At 64.9% G+C, this 18,787-nt stretch carries 20 protein-coding genes; 14 read left to right on the forward strand and 6 right to left on the reverse strand.

The window, feature by feature from the left end:
- Positions 1 to 137 precede the first annotated feature (137 nt).
- Complete coding sequence (locus tag ACP2YP_RS13730) at positions 138 to 1,787, reverse strand: glycosyltransferase family 39 protein (protein WP_426424731.1); 1,650 nt, start codon at positions 1,785 to 1,787, stop codon at positions 138 to 140.
- A gap of 314 nt (positions 1,788 to 2,101) precedes the next feature.
- Here ACP2YP_RS13730 and ACP2YP_RS13735 point away from each other — a divergent pair, with 314 nt between their 5' ends.
- Both ACP2YP_RS13735 and ACP2YP_RS13740 read left to right on the forward strand, forming a co-directional pair.
- Complete coding sequence (locus ACP2YP_RS13735) at positions 2,102 to 2,956, forward strand: DUF308 domain-containing protein (RefSeq protein ID WP_426424732.1); 855 nt, start codon at positions 2,102 to 2,104, stop codon at positions 2,954 to 2,956.
- 165 nt (positions 2,957 to 3,121) lie between these two features.
- Positions 3,122 to 3,535 (forward strand): MucR family transcriptional regulator, encoded by a 414-nt coding sequence (locus ACP2YP_RS13740; protein ID WP_200468896.1) that lies wholly within the window; start codon positions 3,122 to 3,124, stop codon positions 3,533 to 3,535.
- Positions 3,536 to 3,679: 144 nt separating this feature from the next.
- On the opposite strand, the gene ACP2YP_RS13745 is transcribed toward ACP2YP_RS13740, so the two are convergent.
- Together ACP2YP_RS13745 and ACP2YP_RS13750 are read right to left on the reverse strand one after the other, a co-directional pair.
- A complete protein-coding gene (locus tag ACP2YP_RS13745) occupies positions 3,680 to 4,105 on the reverse strand; it encodes a SufE family protein (RefSeq protein ID WP_426424733.1) in 426 nt (141 codons plus the stop codon).
- Between the two features lie 70 nt (positions 4,106 to 4,175).
- The gene (locus ACP2YP_RS13750) at positions 4,176 to 4,607 is read right to left on the reverse strand and encodes a DUF5330 domain-containing protein (RefSeq protein ID WP_426424734.1); all 432 of its coding nucleotides are present in this window, start codon (positions 4,605 to 4,607) and stop codon (positions 4,176 to 4,178) included.
- A 409-nt stretch (positions 4,608 to 5,016) separates the two neighbouring features.
- Here ACP2YP_RS13750 and ACP2YP_RS13755 point away from each other — a divergent pair, with 409 nt between their 5' ends.
- The 3 genes from ACP2YP_RS13755 (at position 5,017) to ACP2YP_RS13765 (ending at position 7,995) form a co-directional block, all read left to right on the forward strand.
- Positions 5,017 to 6,870 carry an ATP-binding protein gene (locus ACP2YP_RS13755; RefSeq protein ID WP_426424735.1) on the forward strand — a complete coding sequence of 618 codons (1,854 nt, stop codon included), beginning with the start codon at positions 5,017 to 5,019 and terminating at the stop codon, positions 6,868 to 6,870.
- A complete protein-coding gene (locus ACP2YP_RS13760; protein WP_426424736.1) occupies positions 6,863 to 7,573 on the forward strand; it encodes a peptidoglycan-binding protein in 711 nt (236 codons plus the stop codon). Before ACP2YP_RS13755 ends, ACP2YP_RS13760 begins: the two co-directional genes overlap by 8 nt.
- A gap of 77 nt (positions 7,574 to 7,650) precedes the next feature.
- A complete protein-coding gene (locus tag ACP2YP_RS13765; RefSeq protein ID WP_426426141.1) occupies positions 7,651 to 7,995 on the forward strand; it encodes a DUF1491 family protein in 345 nt (114 codons plus the stop codon).
- Here the strand turns inward: ACP2YP_RS13765 and ACP2YP_RS13770 are convergent.
- Positions 7,992 to 8,969: a DUF2336 domain-containing protein gene (locus ACP2YP_RS13770; RefSeq protein ID WP_426424737.1), complete on the reverse strand. Its 978-nt coding sequence runs from the start codon at positions 8,967 to 8,969 to the stop codon at positions 7,992 to 7,994. The two genes, ACP2YP_RS13765 and ACP2YP_RS13770, sit on opposite strands and share 4 nt — an antisense overlap.
- Before the next feature lie 252 nt (positions 8,970 to 9,221).
- On the opposite strand from ACP2YP_RS13770, the gene ACP2YP_RS13775 reads away from it, so the two are divergent.
- From ACP2YP_RS13775 to ACP2YP_RS13800, 6 genes are all read left to right on the forward strand, one after another.
- Positions 9,222 to 9,410 (forward strand): hypothetical protein, encoded by a 189-nt coding sequence (locus ACP2YP_RS13775; protein ID WP_027531082.1) that lies wholly within the window; start codon positions 9,222 to 9,224, stop codon positions 9,408 to 9,410.
- A 15-nt stretch (positions 9,411 to 9,425) separates the two neighbouring features.
- On the forward strand, positions 9,426 to 10,187 hold the full coding sequence (locus ACP2YP_RS13780) for a hypothetical protein (RefSeq protein ID WP_426424738.1): 762 nt from the start codon (positions 9,426 to 9,428) through the stop codon (positions 10,185 to 10,187).
- Between the two features lie 308 nt (positions 10,188 to 10,495).
- Positions 10,496 to 13,897, forward strand: a complete 3,402-nt coding sequence (locus tag ACP2YP_RS13785) for a CHAT domain-containing tetratricopeptide repeat protein (protein WP_426426142.1) — start codon at positions 10,496 to 10,498, stop codon at positions 13,895 to 13,897.
- A 95-nt stretch (positions 13,898 to 13,992) separates the two neighbouring features.
- The gene (locus ACP2YP_RS13790; protein ID WP_426424739.1) at positions 13,993 to 14,364 is read left to right on the forward strand and encodes a hypothetical protein; all 372 of its coding nucleotides are present in this window, start codon (positions 13,993 to 13,995) and stop codon (positions 14,362 to 14,364) included.
- Positions 14,365 to 14,435: 71 nt separating this feature from the next.
- Positions 14,436 to 14,558: a hypothetical protein gene (locus ACP2YP_RS13795; RefSeq protein WP_256375363.1), complete on the forward strand. Its 123-nt coding sequence runs from the start codon at positions 14,436 to 14,438 to the stop codon at positions 14,556 to 14,558.
- 2 nt (positions 14,559 to 14,560) lie between these two features.
- Positions 14,561 to 15,325, forward strand: a complete 765-nt coding sequence (locus ACP2YP_RS13800) for a hypothetical protein (protein ID WP_426424740.1) — start codon at positions 14,561 to 14,563, stop codon at positions 15,323 to 15,325.
- Positions 15,326 to 15,335: 10 nt separating this feature from the next.
- Here ACP2YP_RS13800 and ACP2YP_RS13805 read toward each other — a convergent pair whose 3' ends face one another.
- Positions 15,336 to 16,211 (reverse strand): LysR family transcriptional regulator, encoded by an 876-nt coding sequence (locus ACP2YP_RS13805; RefSeq protein WP_426424741.1) that lies wholly within the window; start codon positions 16,209 to 16,211, stop codon positions 15,336 to 15,338.
- Positions 16,212 to 16,305: 94 nt separating this feature from the next.
- Here ACP2YP_RS13805 and ACP2YP_RS13810 point away from each other — a divergent pair, with 94 nt between their 5' ends.
- Entirely contained in the window at positions 16,306 to 17,136 is an 831-nt protein-coding gene (locus ACP2YP_RS13810) for an MBL fold metallo-hydrolase (RefSeq protein ID WP_426424742.1), read from the forward strand.
- 3 nt (positions 17,137 to 17,139) lie between these two features.
- On the opposite strand, the gene ACP2YP_RS13815 is transcribed toward ACP2YP_RS13810, so the two are convergent.
- Complete coding sequence (locus ACP2YP_RS13815) at positions 17,140 to 17,403, reverse strand: DUF1993 family protein (RefSeq protein WP_426426143.1); 264 nt, start codon at positions 17,401 to 17,403, stop codon at positions 17,140 to 17,142.
- A gap of 180 nt (positions 17,404 to 17,583) precedes the next feature.
- Between ACP2YP_RS13815 and ACP2YP_RS13820 the strand changes: the two genes are divergently transcribed.
- Entirely contained in the window at positions 17,584 to 18,207 is a 624-nt protein-coding gene (locus tag ACP2YP_RS13820) for a LysR family transcriptional regulator (protein WP_426424744.1), read from the forward strand.
- A gap of 268 nt (positions 18,208 to 18,475) precedes the next feature.
- A complete protein-coding gene (locus ACP2YP_RS13825) occupies positions 18,476 to 18,688 on the forward strand; it encodes a DUF3551 domain-containing protein (protein ID WP_426426144.1) in 213 nt (70 codons plus the stop codon).
- The last annotated feature ends 99 nt before the right edge of the window (positions 18,689 to 18,787 follow it).

Raw genomic sequence — 18,787 nt, forward strand, 5'->3', positions numbered from 1 at the left:
TGTTGCGGAGAGGGAGCCTAGTCTTGCAAACGGCGGACAGCAAGGCGCGTCAAGCGCGGCAGTTCAGCGTCGTCCGCATGCTTGTCCGCCGTAGCTCGAAGAGCGAAGGCGGAAGCCAACGGCTCAGGAGAACAATTTTACGGCGCTGGGATCGACAGCAGGCTGGAAATGCTGCGGCCACGGATGTCGTAGACGCGCGCGAACACCACGTCGTCGCGCTTGATCTCGACCATCACGGGGGCGGTGAGGCCCTTGCAGTAGAATTCGCCGAGCGTCATCGCGAAGTCAGCCGCATTGGAATCCCAGCCGATGGTGAAGTCGGGGCCGAGCGCGACCTGGGCCGGGCGCTGCGGGCCGCACACCGCGACCTTCCATTTGCGATTGCGCGGCGGCACTTCCTGGCGCTCGACGAGCTGCTCGCGCAGTTCGTCGGAGGCCTGCTTCAGCGCGAGGCCCCAATAGTCTAGCATGAAGCGGTCGTCCGCGGCGCGCACGGTGCCGGCGATGTGGTTGAAGTGGGTGTATTGATAGGGATGCAGCCGGATCATCTCGGCGAGCGGCAGCGCCAGGCCGAAGCAGAACACGGCGAGCACGGCCGGCTGCCAGGCGCGGTGGTTGGCGCGCAAGCGCTCCATGGTCCAGGCGAAGGCGACGCCCCCGAGCACCGCCATCGGCGGGATCACGAACACGAAGTGGCGGATGCCGTTGTAGAGCGCAGGACGCTTCACCATCGCGATCGCAAGCGGCAGGGTGGCCGCCAGCGTCAGCATCAGCAGGATGGTCTTGCGGCGCGCCGGAACCTCGCGACGCGGCAGCATCGCGAAGGTGCTGAACGCGGCGCCTGCCATCAGCACCAGCATCACTTCAGGCAGCTGCAGCGCGAACAGCGTCGGCAGATAGGACCAGGGCATGTCGGGCACGGCCACGATCGCGCCGTCGAACATTTCCTTCCAGGGCTTCTCGAAGAAGTGCGAGAAATAGGTCAGGGCCTCGAAGGGATTGCCGGGCTCCATGATCGACCACGGCCAGATCAGGCCCATCACGAGATAGCCGAAGGCGAGGCCGGGCAGCAGCACGTAGACGACATGGGCGAAACGGCGGACCGCCTCGCGCGCGCCCTCGGTGCGCAGCTCTTCCAGGAACAGCGGCATGAAGCCGATCATCGCATAGACCAGCGCGAGCCCGCCCAGGATGCGGCAGCCGATCGAGAGGCCGGCGCCAAGGCCGACGATCAGGATGGTGCGCGGCGAGGGTTTTGGATACTCCTCGGCAAGTCGCACCAGGCCGAGCATCAGGATGATCATCGCCACCGCGAAGGGCGCATCCTTCGGGTTCATGAACATGTGGCCGTAGAAGATCGGGCAGAGTGCGAGCAGCAGGAGCGCGGCAAGGCCTGCAAGCGGTCCGCCGACACGGCGGCCGAGCCGCCACGTCACCGCAAGCCCGATCACGCCGACGATCGCGCCGACCAGGCGTCGCGTCTCGAACAGCTCGAGCGGGAGAATCTTGTGCAGCAGGGCGGCGACCATGTCGAAGCCGCCGCCATACATATAGAGGTTGGCGAAGGAGAGGGCGGAGGTGTCCCGAAAGCCGGAGCCGTACATGCGCAGCAGCAGGTCGGCATATTCGGCGTGAGTGTAGTCGTCCCAGCCGAGCCCATAATCGCGGAAGGTCAGGCCTGCGACGATTGCGACGGCAGCCAGCACCAGCATGGCGAGGTCGTCGCAAGACCGTTCAACCGAGCGCCCGAGAGGCGCCTCGATCGCGGAAGTCGTGATGGATGTCATGGCTATTGGTGACCCGGAATCCCCTCTTGGCCCTGCTGGCGCGCGCGGGCCTGTTCCCCGGAATCCCTATAGCGCAGTTCCATTACCAAGTAATTGGGCATTATGGCTAAATTCCTGATGCGACGCAGCAATTTCCGCAGAACTTGGGAGTACATGAGAGCTAGCGGACCGATGCTGAAGGGAATGTGAATAAGTCCCTGATATCCTTCCCTTTAGGAACAGCGCCGGCAATTGGTCGTTGGCGAGGAACGCAGTATGACGGTATCGTGGCGTAACGGGTACCGCGCACGGATGCGCGGACGGGGATGGGTTCGATGAGCTTGGCGTTGTTGATCGCAGGGATTTTCGCCGTGGTGGCGGGCCTCCTTGCGGTCGCTTTTGGCTATTCGATCAGGGATTTCAGCCTCGGCAGCACCGTCATAATCAGCGGAACGATTGGCGTCTGCTCCGGAATGTTACTGGTCGGCCTCTACGTCGTGCTGCTCGAGCTGCAAGCCATCGCCCGCCGTCTGGCCGGGACGGCCGCGGCGTCGGAGGTTCGGGTCAGGCCGGTGCTGCCGCCGGGCCTCGCCGCGCCTGGCGCGGCTGCGCTGGAGGCGGCTCCGGCGATGCGGGGCGATCCGCAGCGATCGCCTGCCGCGCCGCCATGGCAGGCCGAAGCGCCCGCGCGCGAGCGCCCGCGGGCCGAGGCAACGGCCGAGCCGGAACCGCCTCCGCCCGCAGCTCCGGAGGCGCCGCGCCGGCGCAATCTGTTGTTCGCCTCGAGCTCGCGCAAGGAGCGCGAGCGCGCCGAGGCAAAGGCTGTGGAGTGGCCGCCGCAGCAGGCACATGCTGAGCCCGCGGAGCCTGAAGCTCCGCCCGCGAGCTTCGACGATGCCTGGCCGAAGCCGGACCGCGCGCGTCCGCCGGAGCCGCCCGCGGCGCGTCGCCCGCCGCCACGGTCGGCGTCGACCTTCGAGCCTGCGGCTCCCCAGCCTGCCGCACCTCCGCCGGCACCCGAGCCGCCGCCGGCAGACCAGTCGCCGGTGACGGTGTTGAAATCCGGCATCGTCGACGGGATGGCCTATTCACTTTATTCAGACGGCTCGATCGAGGCGCAAATGCCGGAGGGCATGATGCGCTTCGCCTCGATCGACGAGCTGCGCGCTCATCTCGACCAGCGCGGCTGAAGCTTCGCTGGCTTCAAGTAAAGTCTCGCGATAGTTGTCGCGAGATCAGTAATCGGTTCATATTTTCCAGTCGTCGTATTTCGGTCAAACGTATTGTTGACAGAGAATACTTCACCGCCGCCAATGAAGCCGCGACGAAAATCGGATTGGAGAGAGGTCGGGCCCATGTCGGATGCCGGGGCTAAAAATTTCATCGAGCTGACCGCGAGCATCGTGTCGGCCTATCTCAGCAACAACCCGACGCCGGCCGCGGAGATTCCGAACCTGATCAGCCAGGTGCATGGCGCCTTGACACGGGTGTCGTCAGGCCGCGTCGAGGCGCCGCTCGAACCGGCAAAGCCTGCGGTCTCGCTGAAGAAGTCGATCGCGCCGGACTATCTGGTGTGCCTGGAGGACGGCAAGCGCTTCAAGTCGCTGAAGCGCCATCTGCGCACCCAGTACAGCATGACGCCCGAGCAATATCGCGAGAAATGGGGCCTGCCGGCCGACTATCCCATGGTCGCACCGAACTACGCGGTGGCACGTTCGCAACTGGCGAAGAAGATGGGCTTGGGACAGCAGCAGCGGAAACGGAAGTAAAAGCCGCTTTACCTTACAGCACACTCCGCCCTCATCCTGAGGAGCCCGCAGAGCGGGCGTCTCGAAGGATGGCCGCGGGGCGACATCCGGGCCTTCATGGTTCGAGACGCGCGTTCCGCGCTCCTCACCATGAGGGTCTTTCTCTCACGCTTCCGCGAGCGCCTCCTTCGCGTCGGTCTTGATCCGTTCGACCATCGAGCGCAGGCCGTTGGAGCGCTGCGGCGTCAGATGGTCGCGGAAGCCGAACTCGTTGAACACGGAAATCGCATCGGTCTCGATGATCTCCTGCGGCGTGCGGCCGGAATAGAGCGCGAGCACGATCGCGACCAGCCCGCGCACGATATGCGCGTCGCTGTCGCCGCGATATTTCAGGATCGGTGCGCCATTGCCGCGATCGACCAGCTTCTGGAGCCAGACCTGGCTGACGCAGCCCTGCACTTTGTTCTCGGCCGAATGCTCTTCCTCGGGCATCGGTTCCAGGGTGCGGCCGAGCTCGATGACGTACCGGTAGCGGTCGTCCCAGTCTTCGAGCAGCTCGAAATTGTCCCTGATGTCGTCGATCGCAGTCATTGATGGCCCGTCGGTTTCCGTTCAAGCCAATATAGTGACGGGGGCTGCCGAAATCGATAGGATTTGGGGCCTAATTCACCGTCTCCGGTCCGTGCCATTCCAGCGCGAGATCGTCCTGGGTCAGCGTGTCGCGCGGCGCTTCGGTCGCGGCGGCATCGCCTTCGCCGGCGACCGTGATCGAGCCGGTGTGGTCGGGCGCCTTCTTGTTCTCGTTCTTCTCGTTCTTCTCGAGCTGCTCTTTCTTGTCGTTGATGATCTGGTAGATCTTCTTCGCGCCGTCCTGTGCCCGCTGACCGATGATGGTCGCAGCCTGTCCGCCGACCTCGCAGGCCGCGGGCTGGCGTTTGCAGAATTGGGTCATGTCGGAGACGGCCGCGGTCGCAGCCTGCACCGCGTCGGCAGCGCCGATTTGCGGCAGCTTCTCCGATTGGGGCGTCTTGTCCCGCGGCAGGAGCACCAGCACCAGCCCGAGCCAGAATGTGATGCGAAGCAGAAAGCGCATCTTGCGACCTGTGTGTTAGATCTGGCCCGCGGGCGATCCCCGCGCGACGCCGGACCCAGCAACTCTCGATAAATCGCAAGTGATTGCCTTACGCTTAATACGCGGAAAATTTACGCAAAAATCTTCGCAGATCGTGATCTCGTAAATTTTCGATTGATTCCGGCGCCCGTGGTGCTCCGGCCCCGCGCATCCACCAATTCGAAACCATGAACAGCGCGGCGAAACCCTGTGTTCACCATCCCCGATGATGACATCGCCAAATCGCCTAAAAATCTTCGCGATGACGCGGTGTCGGGCCGCAGGCCGGACCGCCTTAGCACTCGTTTAAGGTCACTCTGACACGTTGGCTCAACGACAAGGAGGCGTTCCGGCACGTCTTCAACGACGATTGAGCCGAAGCGCGAGACCCGTGACAGTTTTGAGTATCATCCGCGATTGTCTCGATGCGTTGCTGCATCCCTCCGCGCGTTACGATGCGCTGACGCGTGCGCGCCATCGGGCTTTCATGGCGCCGCGGCTTCTCGGGAGCCTGGCCGCCTTTGCCGCATTTCCGGTCTATCTCGTCCTGCGTGGCGTGCCGAGCGCGATCGAGGTCGCGGCCTTCGCCTGGTTGATCGCGCCGATCCTGCTGTCCTGGTTCCTGTCGCGCACTGGCCGCTACGAAGGCGCCCATGTGCTGTCGTCGCTCGCGCTCGCCGGCCTGATCGTGGCGATCGCCGCCACGACCGGCGGCATCGAATCATTCGCCGCAATCTGGCTGGTCGTGATTCCCTTGGAAGCCGCACTGTCGGCCTCGCGCCGCGTCGCCGCCTTTGCCTCGCTGCTGGCACTGTCCTGCGCGGGCCTGTTGATCCTGGTCAGCCAGCTCGGCTGGTTGTCGGCCGGTGACCTCGGCGCACCCGAGCGCGGCGTGATGATGGCGTTTGGCGTTGCCTCCGCAACGCTCTATGCCGCGGGCCTCGCCTTCGGCGCCGAGTCGCTCGCGCGCACCAGTGTCGCGTTGCTGTCGCGCGAGGAGGAGCGCTATCGCCTCCTGGCGCGCAACATGAGCGACGTGATCTCGCGGCATCAGCGCAACGGCGCGGTGCAGTTCATCTCGCAGGCCGCTGAAGCCCTGCTCGGCATGCCGGTTGCGCAATTGCTAGGTCATGGCCTGTTCGATCGCGTCCATGTCGCCGACCGTCCGGCCTATCTCACCGCACTGTCGGACGCCGCGCGCGGCAACGTGCGCAGCGTCGAATTCCGGCTGCGGCGGGAGCCCGCCGGTTCCGAACGCGGCCAGATCGACTTCATCTGGGTCGAGATGCGCTGCCGGCCGCTCGATGGGGATCAGCGCCGCGAGGCAACCTCCGAACTCGAAGTCGTCGCCGTCATGCGCGACGTCACCGATCGCAAGCTCTCGGAGCAGGCGCTCGATCAGGCCCGCAGCGAGGCGGAAGCCGCCGATGCCGCCAAGACGCGCTTCCTCGCCACCATGAGCCATGAGCTGCGCACGCCGCTCAACGCCATCATCGGCTTCTCCGAGATGATCGCGCAGGAGCAGACCCTGATGCTGGCAGCCAGTCAGCGCAAGGAATATGCCGAGCTGATCCACGCGTCCGGCCAGCATCTGCTGTCGGTCGTCAACGGCATCCTCGACATGTCGAAGATGGAATCGGGCAATTTCGAGATTGCGTCGGAGCCGTTCGCGCCGCGCGCCTCGCTAATGCATTGCTGCAATCTGCTCGCGCTCAAGGCGCGCGAGAACGGCATCGATCTCATCACCGATGCGCCGCAGGATTTGCCTGTGATGACCGGCGATCCGCGCGCCTTCAAGCAGATCGTCCTCAATCTCGTCGCCAACGCCGTCAAGTTCACCGAGCGTGGCGGCCAGGTCAACGTGACAGCCGCTGCATCTGCCTCGCAGCTCACGCTGCGCATCAGCGACACCGGCGTTGGGATTGCGCCTGACGATCTCAAGCGTATCGGTGCGCCGTTCTTCCAATGCGGCAAGACCTATGAGCGCCGTCACGAAGGCACCGGCCTTGGCCTTTCCATCGTGAAGAGCCTAGTGGCGTTGCATCTCGGCGAATTGACGGTACAAAGCAAGCTCGGCGAGGGCACCGCCGTCACCGTCAAGCTGCCGCTGGTCTACACGCCGCCGCAAGCGAAGCCGGCGGAAAGCAAGATCGCGACGCTGACGCCGGTACTGCGCCAAGAACTTCTAGACCGGACTCAAGATCGACCTCAGGACCAACCTGCTCTGGTGAAGAAAAGTGCCTAGAAAGTCTGCAAAGGACGAAGCCGCTCCGCGCCGCCGTGGCGCCAAGGCCGCGGTCGTGGATGTCGAGACCGAGCGCAATCTCGTGATGCGCGTGCTCTTGCACAGCCCCAAGGACACGCTCGCCGGCCTGGTCGCCACCGCGGCCGTCAGCGCCATCGTTGCGAACGCGCTGTTCCTGCAGACCGGCCGGCATCCGGCGCCGATGTTCGGCACCGTGATCAATCTTCCCGCGCCGTCGTCCGTGTCGCTGTCCAATCCCATGCCGCGCCCGCGTCCTGTCGGGGCCGATACGTCGCCGCTCGAACCAAAGGCGACCGAGTTTCGCGTCGAGCCGAAACCGGCCGAGAAGGCGCCCGAGAAGCCCGCCGAGACGACGGCATCGACGCCGCGCTCCGGCGATCCCATGACCAATCTGGTCATCAAGGCCATCACACCCACGCCGGCACCGTCCGCGGTGGCCGTCGCACGTCCGCCGGCGCCGATCCCGATGCAGCAAAGCCCGGCGGCGCGCCGCCTCGCCGGCGTGCAGCGCGCGCTGTCCGAATATGGCTACGGGAATTTGAAGATCACGGGCACGATGAGCGGCGAGACCCAGTCGGCGATCCAGACGTTCGAACGCCAGCACAAGATGCCCGTCACCGGCCAGGTGTCGGACCGCCTGCTGCGCGAACTCGCCGCCGCAATCGGCCACCCCGTCGAATAAGCATCATCGTCTCACCAAGCCTGCAAGCTTGACGCCTGAGGCTGGTGCTGATTGCAGCACTGGCCTATCGTGCACTCATGCGTTTGAAATCAAATATCTGGGTCTCAGCCTATCTGCGCCGGTGCCAGACCGAGGGCGTGTTCGGTGCCGTGCGCCGTCGCGGTGCCGAGGAGGCGGGCGCTGTGTTCGTCAAGGTGTCGCTGCTCGACGGCAATGCGATGCTCTACGTACCGGCGCCGCAGACCTCTTATGACGACGGCCGGCCGATCGATCGTTTCTTCGTGCCGCTTGCGCCGCAGCCGATGCCGGAGCCTGCGGTGGAAGAGCGCCTGACCAAGGAAATCCGCTTCGACCCGGATGCCTGGATCGTTGAGACCGAAGACCGCGCGGGGCGGCACTTTCTCGAACTGGCGAAGACTTAGCGGTCCGACGACCCGCCCGAGCCCGTACGCACCGCCGGGCTCGAGCCCGGCTGCACGCTCGGCCGCGTCTGGCCCGCGCCCGCGCGCGCGCGCTGGCGTTCGCTGTCATGCAGCGACGGTTGATACTTCGCGCGCGTGACGGCGAGCGTCGAGCCGCGCCAGGCGGCGAGCATCACCAGCGCGGAGCGGTCGCTGAGGCGGTCGTAGAGTCGCGACAGCCGGTAGACCGCATCCACCGAGTTGCCGATCTCCGGCTTGAAGAACAGCAGGATGCGCTGGAAGTTCGGGCTCGGCATGTCGAGCGCGCGCGCGGCGATCGCGAGGGCCTCGCCGCCGGCATCGTCGACGATCTGGGCTGCGACGCGCGAGGGCAGGATCAGGCTGTCGCCGAGCTCGAGGGTGAAGTTCTCGACGTCGCCGGCGATCGCCGCCATCTCCAGGATCTGGATCGCGCGCTTGGCGCGGACGGTCGGAATCCGCGGCGCGGCCTTCAGCGGCGTCTGCGCCAGATTGTGCAGGATCAGCGCGCGCTGGCTCGCATCGGCGCCGAAGAACATGTCGTGGATTTCGGCGGCCTCCTTCGGCTGCATCGCCATGTTGGCGGCCATGCGCTGCTCGGCGTCGGTCGGCGTGTGGACAGGTGAGGCGGCGGGTGCAGCCCGCGGGATTTCGCGCGCCAGCGGCACCCTGCGGCCTTCTTGCGCGGCGACCAGCCCGAGCTTCTGCAGCACCGGGACGGGCGTCCGCGGATAGATCGCGAGCCGCGCCTTGACGGCAGCGCGCGTCGCGTCGTCGACCTGGTCGATCAGCCGCGTGGCGAGCTCGATGAATTGCCGCTGCTCGTCCTCGCTGTGGGTGGGCGCCTGGACATACAGATCGGTCAGCACCCGCAGCAGCGTCGGACGAACATCGACGCCCTCGCGGCGGGAGAGTGTCATCAGCCCGTCGAATCCGGGAAACAGCGACTTGGTCATGGAGGCGTACGCAACTCGGAAGAAACTGTTGCCTCAGCCTATCAGGCGGTCGTTTAAAGCCTCGTTAAGGAAAACGAGGTGTGAAGCAAACCCGCTCGTTTCAGCCGTTCCCGTGCCGACGCGGGACGCCTTGGCCGGCCCGTGCGGTTACGGTCCAAAGACCATGTTTACACCCCGTTAACCATAAACTGATCCTAATGCCCCTCATGTTGCAGGGGCGCATTTTGTCGCGCGGCAATTGAGAGAGCTGACATGGGGACCATCATTGAATTTCCGGCCGGTCGCCGGGTGGGCTCGTCGGGGGACGTCACACCGCGCGCGGACATGGGGACGATTCTGATTCTTCCCGTCATCCGGATCGAGCGCGAGGCGGACGAAACCAGCGGCGATCGTGGGCCGGAAGCGGGCACAGCGCCGGGGCGCCGTCGTCGTCGCCGCTAAGCTCCGGCCTCTGCAATGCCGGACTTCATCCGTCAGATCCGCACAATCTTATCGGCCATCCTGCTCGCAGCTGTCGGCGCGTCGCTCGCTGCCTGCAGCGGCGGTGATTTCGGCCGCACCCGTGCCGACATGCGCAGCGACGACATGCATGGCTGGCTCGGCGCTGAAGTCACCGGCAGCCTCGGCCTGAAACCGTCGCAATTCCAGCTCACTGACGAAGAGCGCCAGCTTCGCGATCTCGCCTATCCCATGATCGAGCCGCCGCTGTCGCGGCCGGCCTGGAAGAGTGTGTTCGGCGACTACAAGGCGTTGCCGTCGCCGTGGCGGCAGAAGATCGTGTTCGATCGCACCATGTATGGCCGCACGCTGATCGACGAGCCGCATCGCTCGCATTCCTCGCGCTATGCGCAGCTGATCGAGGACGTGCGCAACGACATCACCCGCTTCGAGCCGTTCTTCGCCAGCGCCATCCGCGTCATCGATCTCGACAAGAAGCGCGAGGCCAGCATGGCGCGCGTCTCGGCGCTTTCGCCGCAGGAAAAGGCCGACGCCGTCGAACGCATGCAGGAGAACTCGCTGATCATCCAGTGGGTGCAGCTATCGCTCGAGCAGCGTGTCTCGTCCTACCGCTGGGCGCTGGAGCGACTGGTGATCCAGGCGCCTGACGCCATGGCTGCGGATGCCGATCGCCTGATCGGCGAGCTCGCCGCCCAGACCACCAATCCGCCGGTTCAGTCGCGGCCGGCTTACGGCCGCGCGGTCGTCTCGAAGGACTGACGGCGGATCGCCGCGCCTGCCGACGCACCCGGTTGCGGCCGTCTCGGCGTTCGCGCCTTCCATCAGCAAGAGCAGCGAATCCGGCCCGGTCGGCGACCGCGGTCAATCCTGCAACCATGGCGAGGATCACGTCCAGGTGCCACCGGGACGGGACTCCAGGAACTTGGATTGGCCGCGGCCCAGGCTGTTCAGCATATGGTCGGACCGCCCCGATTGGCGCTTGTTCTCCCAAGCCATATCGATAGGATTGCGCCGTTGTACCAAGTCATTTTGCACGAAGGTCTTTTGGGATGCGCACCAATTCCGGGATGCCGTTTGACGCCCGTCGAAATTCCACGCCTCTGCGAAAGTTGCTGGCCCTTGCCATCCTGCTCGGATCGACCGGCTCCGCCGCCGCCCTGACCAAGGAGGCGGCGCTGGAGAACTGCCGGATGACGGTCGGCAAGCCGATCGTGCAGGCCTGCATGCAGGCCCAGGGAGGCCGCAAGGCTGGTGCCGATATCGAGGGGTGCCGCGCCAAGGCTAAACCGCAGGTCCACGCTTGCGTGCTCGCCGCCCTCAATGCCGCGAACGGACGCGCCAACGTCGCCGTCGAGCTTCCGAAGGAAGCTGCGCCCAAACTGGAACCCGGTACGGCGTTGCCGAAGGATTTCATCGCGCCGCCGCGCAACATCTCCGACATCACGGCGATTCTCGACGGCGATAAGCCGGACGAGAAGATGATTGCGGAACTGAAGGCGGATGCGGATTCGTCGCCCACGGGCAAGGAATCTCGCGAGGATCTCGCCCAGTTCTATTTCGATCGCGCCAATGCGCGCTCCCAGCTCGGACGGCTTGCCGAATCCATTATTGACGCCAACAAGGCCGTCGAGGTGGGACGCGGCGCCATCAGCGCAAGTATGATGGGTCGGCTGACACAGCTTGTCGCCCTCCAATATTCGGCCGTCGGCGATCCGAAGCGCGCACACGATATCATGCAGAGGCAGTTGCGCGAGGTCGCCACCGTTCCGGGCGCGAAGGGGTATCTTTTCAACGCCAACCGCTCGATCGCTGGCATTCTCATTCAGATGGGCGACATCCCGCAAGCCGAAGCCTATCTGCGGCGCAGCTTGGCCGGCATCCAGGAGGCTCGCACGAGCGGCCTCCCCGGATGGCGCGCCTCCTACGCGAAGATGGGGCAGACTTGGGAGGCGGAAATCGACGGCACCCGCGCCATGATCTTCGAGGCGCGCGGGCAGTTCAGCGAGGCCGAAGCCTCCTATCGCCTGGCCGAGCAGCGCAAGCGCGCCGGCATGAAGGCCGTGATGGACTCGGATAATCCTCCCGCTGAAACCGTTATCTTGCAGTCAATCGACTATATGGTTCTGAGTCAGGCCCGCATGAAGGCGCGGCAGGGCAGGCTCGCCGAAGCCGAGGTCGATGCGCGCCGAGCCCTGTTGTCGCGCCTGAAGGACACCGGCAAGTACAACCCGGTGACGCCGCGCTATGTGATGGGGTTGGCCGGCATTCTGGTCGACCAGGGCCGTTACCACGAAGCCGAGCAGCTCGGCCGCGTCGCGCTGGAGATCAACAAGACGGTCGGCGTGCCTGATGACTCGCAGTCGACCGTGCAGCTGCTCTCGAAGCTCGCCGGCATCCTGAATCTGCAGCGCAAGAATGCCGAGGCCAACGACATGTTTGCGCGGATCGACCAGGCGGTCGCCAATTGGGATCCGCAGCGCCGCCAGGTCATCGAGCTCAATCCGGCGCGCATCCTCGCGCTCTATAATTCCGGCCAGCTCGACGCCGGCATCGCCGCTGCCGAGCAACTGGTCAAGAAGCAGATCGGGCGGGTCGGCGAGAACCATTTCGATGCGGCGTCGGCGCGCGGCACCCTGGCGATCGGACTGATGCGCGCGCGGCGCGATGCCGACGCGATCCGGGAGTTCAAGGCCGCCATTCCGATCATGATGGCGAACGCAAACGAGAACGCCGACGACGAGAACACGACCGTCGTGGCCGCGCGCAGCCAGCGGCTCCAGACCATCGTCGAGAGCTACCTCTTGCTGCTCGCGCGGACCGAAGGCACCGGCAGCGGCGTCGGCGAGGAGACGTTCGGTCTGGCCGATGCGATCCGCGGCCGCTCCGTGCAGCAGGCGCTGGCCGCCTCCAGCGCGCGTGCGGCGGCGAAGGATCCCGCGCTGGCCGAGCTCGTGCGCAAGGAACAGGACCTCACCAAGCAGGTCAACGCCCAGCTCGGCACGCTCACCAACGTTCTCGCCATTCCCTCGGCGGAGCGTGACGAGAAGGGCGCGCAGCAGATCCAGGCCTCGATCGTCGCCTTGCGCGGTGAACGCGACAAGGCGCGCCAGGAGATCAAGCAGAAGTTTCCGTCCTATGCCGATCTGGTCTCGCCGAAGCCGCCGGCCGTCGCCGAAATCCGTGCGACGTTGGCCGACAACGAGGCCATGCTGTCATTCTACTTCGGCCAGAACGGCAGCTTCGTCTGGGCCGTGCCGAAATCGGGTCCCGTGGCGTTCGCGGCCGTCAAGGCCAGTATCGGTGATATCGAGACCAGGATCCGCAAACTGCGGGAAGCGCTCGAGCCGCAGGCTGCGATGATCTCGGACATTCCGCCGTTCGATCTCAAGCTTGGTTACGAGCTCTACGAGCTGTTGCTGAAGCCGGTCGAGAGTGGATGGAAGCCGGCCAAGAATTTGATCGTGGTTACGAACGGCGCGCTCGGCCTGCTACCGCTGTCGCTGCTGCCGACGGCGCCGGCCGAGGTGACCGCGGACGAGGATCCGCTCTTCGTCGGCTATCGGAACGTGCCATGGCTTGCGCGAACCCATGCCGTCTCGACGGTGCCGTCGGCCGCGGCCTTGCGCACGCTGCGGCAGTTGCCGCCTGGCAAGCCCGGCCGCGGGGATCTCGTGGCGTTTGGCGATCCCTATTTCAACAAGGATCAGCAGGCAGAAGCGGAGGGCGCCGGCGACAAGGTGCAGGTCGCCGATGTCGGTGGCAACGTCACGCGCGGCATGCCGCTGAAGCGTCGCAACAGCCCGAAGCTCGACGGCGTCGACAGCGCCGAGCTCGGCCTCTTGCCCCGCCTTCCTGACACGGCCGACGAACTCAAATCGATCGCGCTGGCGCTGCAGGCTGATCCCTCGAAAGTGCTGTTCCTCGGCAAGAGCGCGACCGAGAGCGCGGTCAAGACGATGAACCTGTCGGGCTTCAAGATTCTCGCGTTTGCCACTCACGGCCTTGTTCCGGGCGAGCTCAACGGTTTGACACAGCCGGCGCTCGCACTGTCATCGCCAACGGTGACGGGCGAAGGCGGGGACGGCCTCCTGACCATGGAGGAAATTCTTGGCCTCAAGCTCGACGCCGACTGGGTCATCCTGTCCGCCTGCAACACCGGCGCTGGTGCGGGCGCCGGCGCCGAGGCGGCCTCCGGCCTCGGCCGCGCGTTCTTCTACGCTGGAACGCGTGCCTTGCTCGTGACGAACTGGTCGGTGCATTCGCAATCGGCCCGGCAGCTGGTGACGGACCTGTTCAAGCGGCAGGCGGACGATCCGAAGCTGTCGCGGAGCGAAGCGCTGCGGCAGGCGATGATGGCCCTGGTCGACGGTCCCGGTTACCTGAACAGCGAGGGCAAGACCGAGTTTGCCTATGCTCATCCGCTGTTCTGGGCGCCGTATACGATTATCGGCGATGGCGGTGTGCGTTGAAGCAGGGAAGAGTTGGACCTGAGATGAAACGAAATATTTTGCTAGGGCTCGTTGTGGCAGGCCTCCTGTTTTCGGGAGCGTCGCGGGCAACACAATTGATCACCGAAGAGGAGGCCAAGCTGCCGCCGCCGAAGGGCGCGGTTGCGGCCGACAGGCGCGGTATCCTGCGCGGTCCGAAGGTGGAGTTCGTCTCGCCCGGTGATTCCGTGTCCTCGCCGATGCGGCTCCAGTTGAAGTTCGAGTCGTTCGGGGGCGCCAAGATCGATCCGGACTCGGTCAAGATGACCTTCCTCCGCACGCCGAACGTCGATCTGACGTCCCGGGTCAAGCCGTTCGTGCACGCCGACGGGATCAACATGCAGGATGCGGAATTGCCGCCGGGCGATTACACCGTGCGGGTCGACATCAAGGACAGTGATGGGCGGCCGGGTACGGCCATTTTTACCCTCAAGGTCGCACCGAAGTGATGTGTCCCTACTGCCAGGCCGAGAGTGCGGATGGCGCGCTGGTTTGCGCATCCTGTGCGCGAGACATCGCCGTGCCTGCGACGCTGATTGCGGAGCGTGACGATCTCCTGCGCAAGCGGGACCAGCTGCGCGATGAGCTGACGCGGGCCAGAGACGAGGTCGAAGCCATCATGCGGCGCAGGAAGTCGCGCTGACGATGGAGTGCCCGTTCTGTGCCGAGACGATCAAGGACGAGGCCATCGCGTGCAAGCACTGCTCGCGCGATTTGCGCGTCGTGCGGCCAACGCTTCTCGAGATCAATGACATCGTTGCCGACCTGGACCGGCTCAGGCGCGATCTCGACCGTGTCAACGTCCGGCTCGAGCGGTGCAAGAATCCGCTGCGTTATTTCGCGACGCATGCCGTTCTCTATATCGTCATTCCATCCGTTCTGCTGACGATCACGCATATTCTGGTCACCATCACCTTCAACCTCTCTCCAATTCCGCTCCGGATCGCATCGATCGTTGTCCCTCTGCTGTTCGGGTTCGCAGCCTATCCTCTGCATCGGGTCTCAGCACTGGGGGCGTTCGTGCTGGCGTTGCTGCTCGCCAGCGTCAGCATCCAGGCAATGCTGACGGTGACCGGACTCCACGATGATGTTCCGATCCTGCCGACGGTGTGGGTCGAATGGCGCGAAGTGCTCGAATACGGTGCGAGCATCCTGCTCGCCTTCGTGTCCGGAAACATCTTGGGAGTCGTGATCTTCCAGGTCTTGCCGCGCGTTCTGAGCCAGGGCGGGAAGCCCAATGCTTTCGCCTTCAGGGTGGCGCGCCTGCTCGGGCAGCATGTTGGCGAGGAACAGCTCCGCCGCCGCGCCCGTTTGATTCAGGACTTGATGCAGACCGTCGGCCCGCTGGTCGGCGTAGCCGCGACGGCCGTGGGCTCCATCTATGCCGGCCTGAAGGGCTTGCTCGGATAGTGACGGCGCGCTAGCGCCGGCGGCCGGACTTATTGCCCTTGAGGAGGGGATTTTGCGCGCGTTGGGACTTTGCACGCGGTCCCTGGAGTTTTCCAACAAAATCCTTCAGCGCGTCCGCCAGCGGCATTGATGCGCGATAGGCGAGCCCGACCTCGCGCCTGATCTTCACCTCGATCTCCCGGATGGCGACGTCGGGATGGCCCTTGGCCACGCCTTCCGGCACGATGGCGATGCCGATGCCGGCTGCGACCAGCGCCATGGCCCAATCCTCCGATTGCGCGATCGCCGCGGGCTGGCGCCGTTGCGCGGCGCGGCCGAAGAATTCGCTCTGCTCGCAATTGCAGCGGTCGATCATGGGGGCGTCGGCGAGATCGGCGGCGCGAAGCTTGTCCTTTAGCGTCAGCGGATGCGATGGCGGCAGGGCCGCGACGTAACGCTCGCTCCAGAGCAGGACGAAATGCTCGTCATCCCTCAGCATGCTCTTCGAGATGATCCTGGCATCCGCGCGCTCGTCGTGGCCTACGAGCCGCAGCGCGATGTCGCTGCGCGCCGTCAGCGGCTTCAGCAGCGCGATCGTCCGGGGCACGTCGAGCGTGCGCATCAGGCCGAGCGTCAGATTGGTCCTGGTGCTGGGCTTGCGGAACAAGCTGCGGGCGGCATCGGCCTCGTCGATGATGCGGCGGGCAAGCGCATGAAACTGCTCGGCCGAGGCGGTGGGCGCGACGCCCTTTTTGTGCCGGATAAAGAGTGTGGTGCCGAGCTCGGCCTCCAGATTGGTGATCGCGGTCGAGATCGACGGCTGCGACACGAAGCAGGTGCGCGCGGCTGCCGTGAGGTTGCGTTCGCGGTAGACGGCGGCGAAGTAGCGGAGCTCGCGGATATCCATAGTCCAGACCTAGAGATACTATCAATATTCGATATTTTACCTATGGATCGGAGAATGACAAGAACGCCGTGTTCACAACAGGCGGGCCTCATTCATGAAGATCCATCATCTCAACACCGGCACGATGTGCCCCATGGGCCGGCGGCTGGTGAACGGCACCGGCGGCTTGTTCCAGCGCGCCCGCATGGTCTGCCATTGCCTGCTGATCGAGACCAATGACGGCCTCGCTCTGGTCGACACCGGCATCGGCCTTGGCGATATCGCCACCCCCGACCGGCTCGGGAAACGGTGGCTGCGGCAGACCGCACCAAAGCTCGATCCGGCGGAGACGGCTGTGCAGCAGGTGAAGGCGCTCGGCTATTCACCGGCCGACGTGCGCCACGTGCTGCTGACACATCTTGATCGTGATCACGCCGGCGGCGTTCCCGACTTTCCCCATGCCGCGATCCACGTCCATCGCACCGAATACGACATGGCGGTGCTGCGAAAGCCCGCGCCGCCCGAGGGGCGTTATGTCGGGGGGCAATGGAGCCATGGGCCGAGCTGGACATTCTACGGCGAGGCCGGCGAGGACTGGTTCGGTTTCAAGGGCGTCCGTGCGCTCGGCGACCGGGAAGGGGACATCCTGATGATCCCGCTCGCCGGCCACACGCTCGGCCATTGCGGCATCGCGATCCGTTCCGGCGACAAGTGGCTGCTGCACGCCGGCGACAGCTATTTCCATCACGCCCAGCTCGACGCCTCGCCGCGCGCGCCGCTGGTGCTCCGCTATTTCCAGCGCCGCGTCGACATGGACCGCGAGGCCCGTGTCGCCAATCAGGCCCGGCTGCGCGAGCTGAAGCTCAGCCACGGCGAGCGCGTGACGATTGTCAACAGTCATGATCCCGTCGATTACGAGAACTGCCGGTGTGGCGGGCATTCGTGAGGTTCAGCCTTCGACGAAGTTGATCGGCTTCAGAAAGTCCTGCTTGCCGATATCGACGCCGTTGTGGCGCAGGATGGCGTAGGCCATAGCGATGTGGAAGTAGGTATTCGGGATGGTCATCTGCAGCAGATAATCTCGGCCAGCGAGGAATTTTCCGGGGGCCCAGGAGAGCCTGACCTTCTGCTCGCTCGCGCCGGCATATTGCCCCTCGGGAACGCTTTCCGCAAAGGCGATCGTCTTCTTGATGCGGGCGCGCAGCTCGACGATGGTGCGTTCTGCTCGTAGAAGGGATGGATGGTCTCAGCCATTGGGGCACCATGAAAAATCCGGACGTTGCGGGTCGACCGTATCCGGCGACATCACTGCTGCGCAAAGCATTGTTGCTGCGGTTCAGCGCAAGCAAATCTATTGCAAGGCCGCGGTCCATCGGTGTCAAACTGCGCCGCGATGACCTACACCCTTCCGCCACTCAATGCGCTCCGCGCTTTTGAGGCCGCCGCGCGCCATCTCAGCTTCAAGCTGGCCGCGCACGAGCTGCACGTGACGCCGGCTGCCGTAGGGCAGCAGGTGAAAGCGCTGGAGGCGCGCCTCGGCGTGCAGCTGTTCGGGCGGCTGCACAAGCAGCTCATCTTGACCGCGGCGGGCCAAGCCTATCTGCCCGGGGTGTCCGACGGCTTTCGCCGCATAGCGGAGGCGACCTCGGAATTGAAGCCGGCAGGCGCGGTGCTGCTGCAATTGGGCGTCCATGGCAGCTTCGATTTGCGCCGCCTCGATCTGGCGGCGTTTCGCGGGACGCATGCCGAGATCGGCTTGCGCGTGCTGCAGCCCGCCGGCCTGCACGAGCTGGTCGAGGGCAAGGTCGACCTGCTGATCGCCCGCGGTCTCGGCCGCCATCCGGGCTATCGCTGCGATCGGGTCAATGAGGGATCCGGTCCGGACGATTGGCTGATTGCGCCCGAGGGCACGGCGGATTGTCCTGAGATCATCAGTTTTCGCGCATGGCTGCGCGCCGTGGCGACCGAGAACCCGCGCGCAAACCGTCCGCGACTGGTCGGCGGCATCGGAAGTTGAAGCGACCGCCAGGCTGGTCTTGCTTGGCGGCCGCGTCGCGTCACCATTTGAACGACGCCGCCACCTCGTAGCTGCGCTGGTCCAGGCCTGGATCGACAGCGGGGCAAGTGTCCGCATTTCCTTTGCTTCGCGCGCGCGGCCTAGTATTGTTGCCGTGCCCGGAAAGCCGGAAACTCTGTGTCCGCAGTGCCCCTGGAAGCAGGATTCCGCAAATCCTCGGAGTCACTTGATGCGCGCGCTTCCCTTTCTCCTGATCATCTGGATCGCAATGTCTGCACCCGCTCCAGCCGTAGCTCGGTTCGGCGGCAATTTTCCGGTTTGCCTTCAGAAGTGGGAGTGGGGTGGTTCCAGCTCTATTTCGTGCCAATACAGTTCGTGGGAAGAGTGTAAGGCGGCCGCTGCGAGTCTTCCCGCCATGTGCCTGGTGAACCCTTATGCGCAACGGCCGTCTTATCCAGAGCGCGGTCCGCGTCCCCGATAGGTGCGATTGCCCATGACTTTCGTCCGTGTGGGGCTGCGTCGCGATCGCATCTGCCGCCCGTTATGGTCGATATGGCAATACCGTACGAAAGTCTGCGAG

It is taken from the genome of Bradyrhizobium genosp. A (assembly GCF_049949275.1).
Classification (GTDB): Bacteria; Pseudomonadota; Alphaproteobacteria; order Rhizobiales; family Xanthobacteraceae; genus Bradyrhizobium.

Coding starts and splice junctions, on each gene's coding strand:
- ACP2YP_RS13730 (WP_426424731.1), bottom strand. CDS start 1,787: ATGACATCCATCACGACTTCCGCGATCGAGGCGCCTCTCGGGCGCTCG.
- ACP2YP_RS13735 (WP_426424732.1), top strand. CDS start 2,102: ATGAGCTTGGCGTTGTTGATCGCAGGGATTTTCGCCGTGGTGGCGGGC.
- ACP2YP_RS13740 (WP_200468896.1), top strand. CDS start 3,122: ATGTCGGATGCCGGGGCTAAAAATTTCATCGAGCTGACCGCGAGCATC.
- ACP2YP_RS13745 (WP_426424733.1), bottom strand. CDS start 4,105: ATGACTGCGATCGACGACATCAGGGACAATTTCGAGCTGCTCGAAGAC.
- ACP2YP_RS13750 (WP_426424734.1), bottom strand. CDS start 4,607: ATGCGCTTTCTGCTTCGCATCACATTCTGGCTCGGGCTGGTGCTGGTG.
- ACP2YP_RS13765 (WP_426426141.1), top strand. CDS start 7,651: ATGCGTTTGAAATCAAATATCTGGGTCTCAGCCTATCTGCGCCGGTGC.
- ACP2YP_RS13770 (WP_426424737.1), bottom strand. CDS start 8,969: ATGACCAAGTCGCTGTTTCCCGGATTCGACGGGCTGATGACACTCTCC.
- ACP2YP_RS13775 (WP_027531082.1), top strand. CDS start 9,222: ATGGGGACCATCATTGAATTTCCGGCCGGTCGCCGGGTGGGCTCGTCG.
- ACP2YP_RS13780 (WP_426424738.1), top strand. CDS start 9,426: ATGCCGGACTTCATCCGTCAGATCCGCACAATCTTATCGGCCATCCTG.
- ACP2YP_RS13785 (WP_426426142.1), top strand. CDS start 10,496: ATGCCGTTTGACGCCCGTCGAAATTCCACGCCTCTGCGAAAGTTGCTG.
- ACP2YP_RS13800 (WP_426424740.1), top strand. CDS start 14,561: ATGGAGTGCCCGTTCTGTGCCGAGACGATCAAGGACGAGGCCATCGCG.
- ACP2YP_RS13805 (WP_426424741.1), bottom strand. CDS start 16,211: ATGGATATCCGCGAGCTCCGCTACTTCGCCGCCGTCTACCGCGAACGC.
- ACP2YP_RS13810 (WP_426424742.1), top strand. CDS start 16,306: ATGAAGATCCATCATCTCAACACCGGCACGATGTGCCCCATGGGCCGG.
- ACP2YP_RS13820 (WP_426424744.1), top strand. CDS start 17,584: ATGACCTACACCCTTCCGCCACTCAATGCGCTCCGCGCTTTTGAGGCC.
- ACP2YP_RS13825 (WP_426426144.1), top strand. CDS start 18,476: ATGTCTGCACCCGCTCCAGCCGTAGCTCGGTTCGGCGGCAATTTTCCG.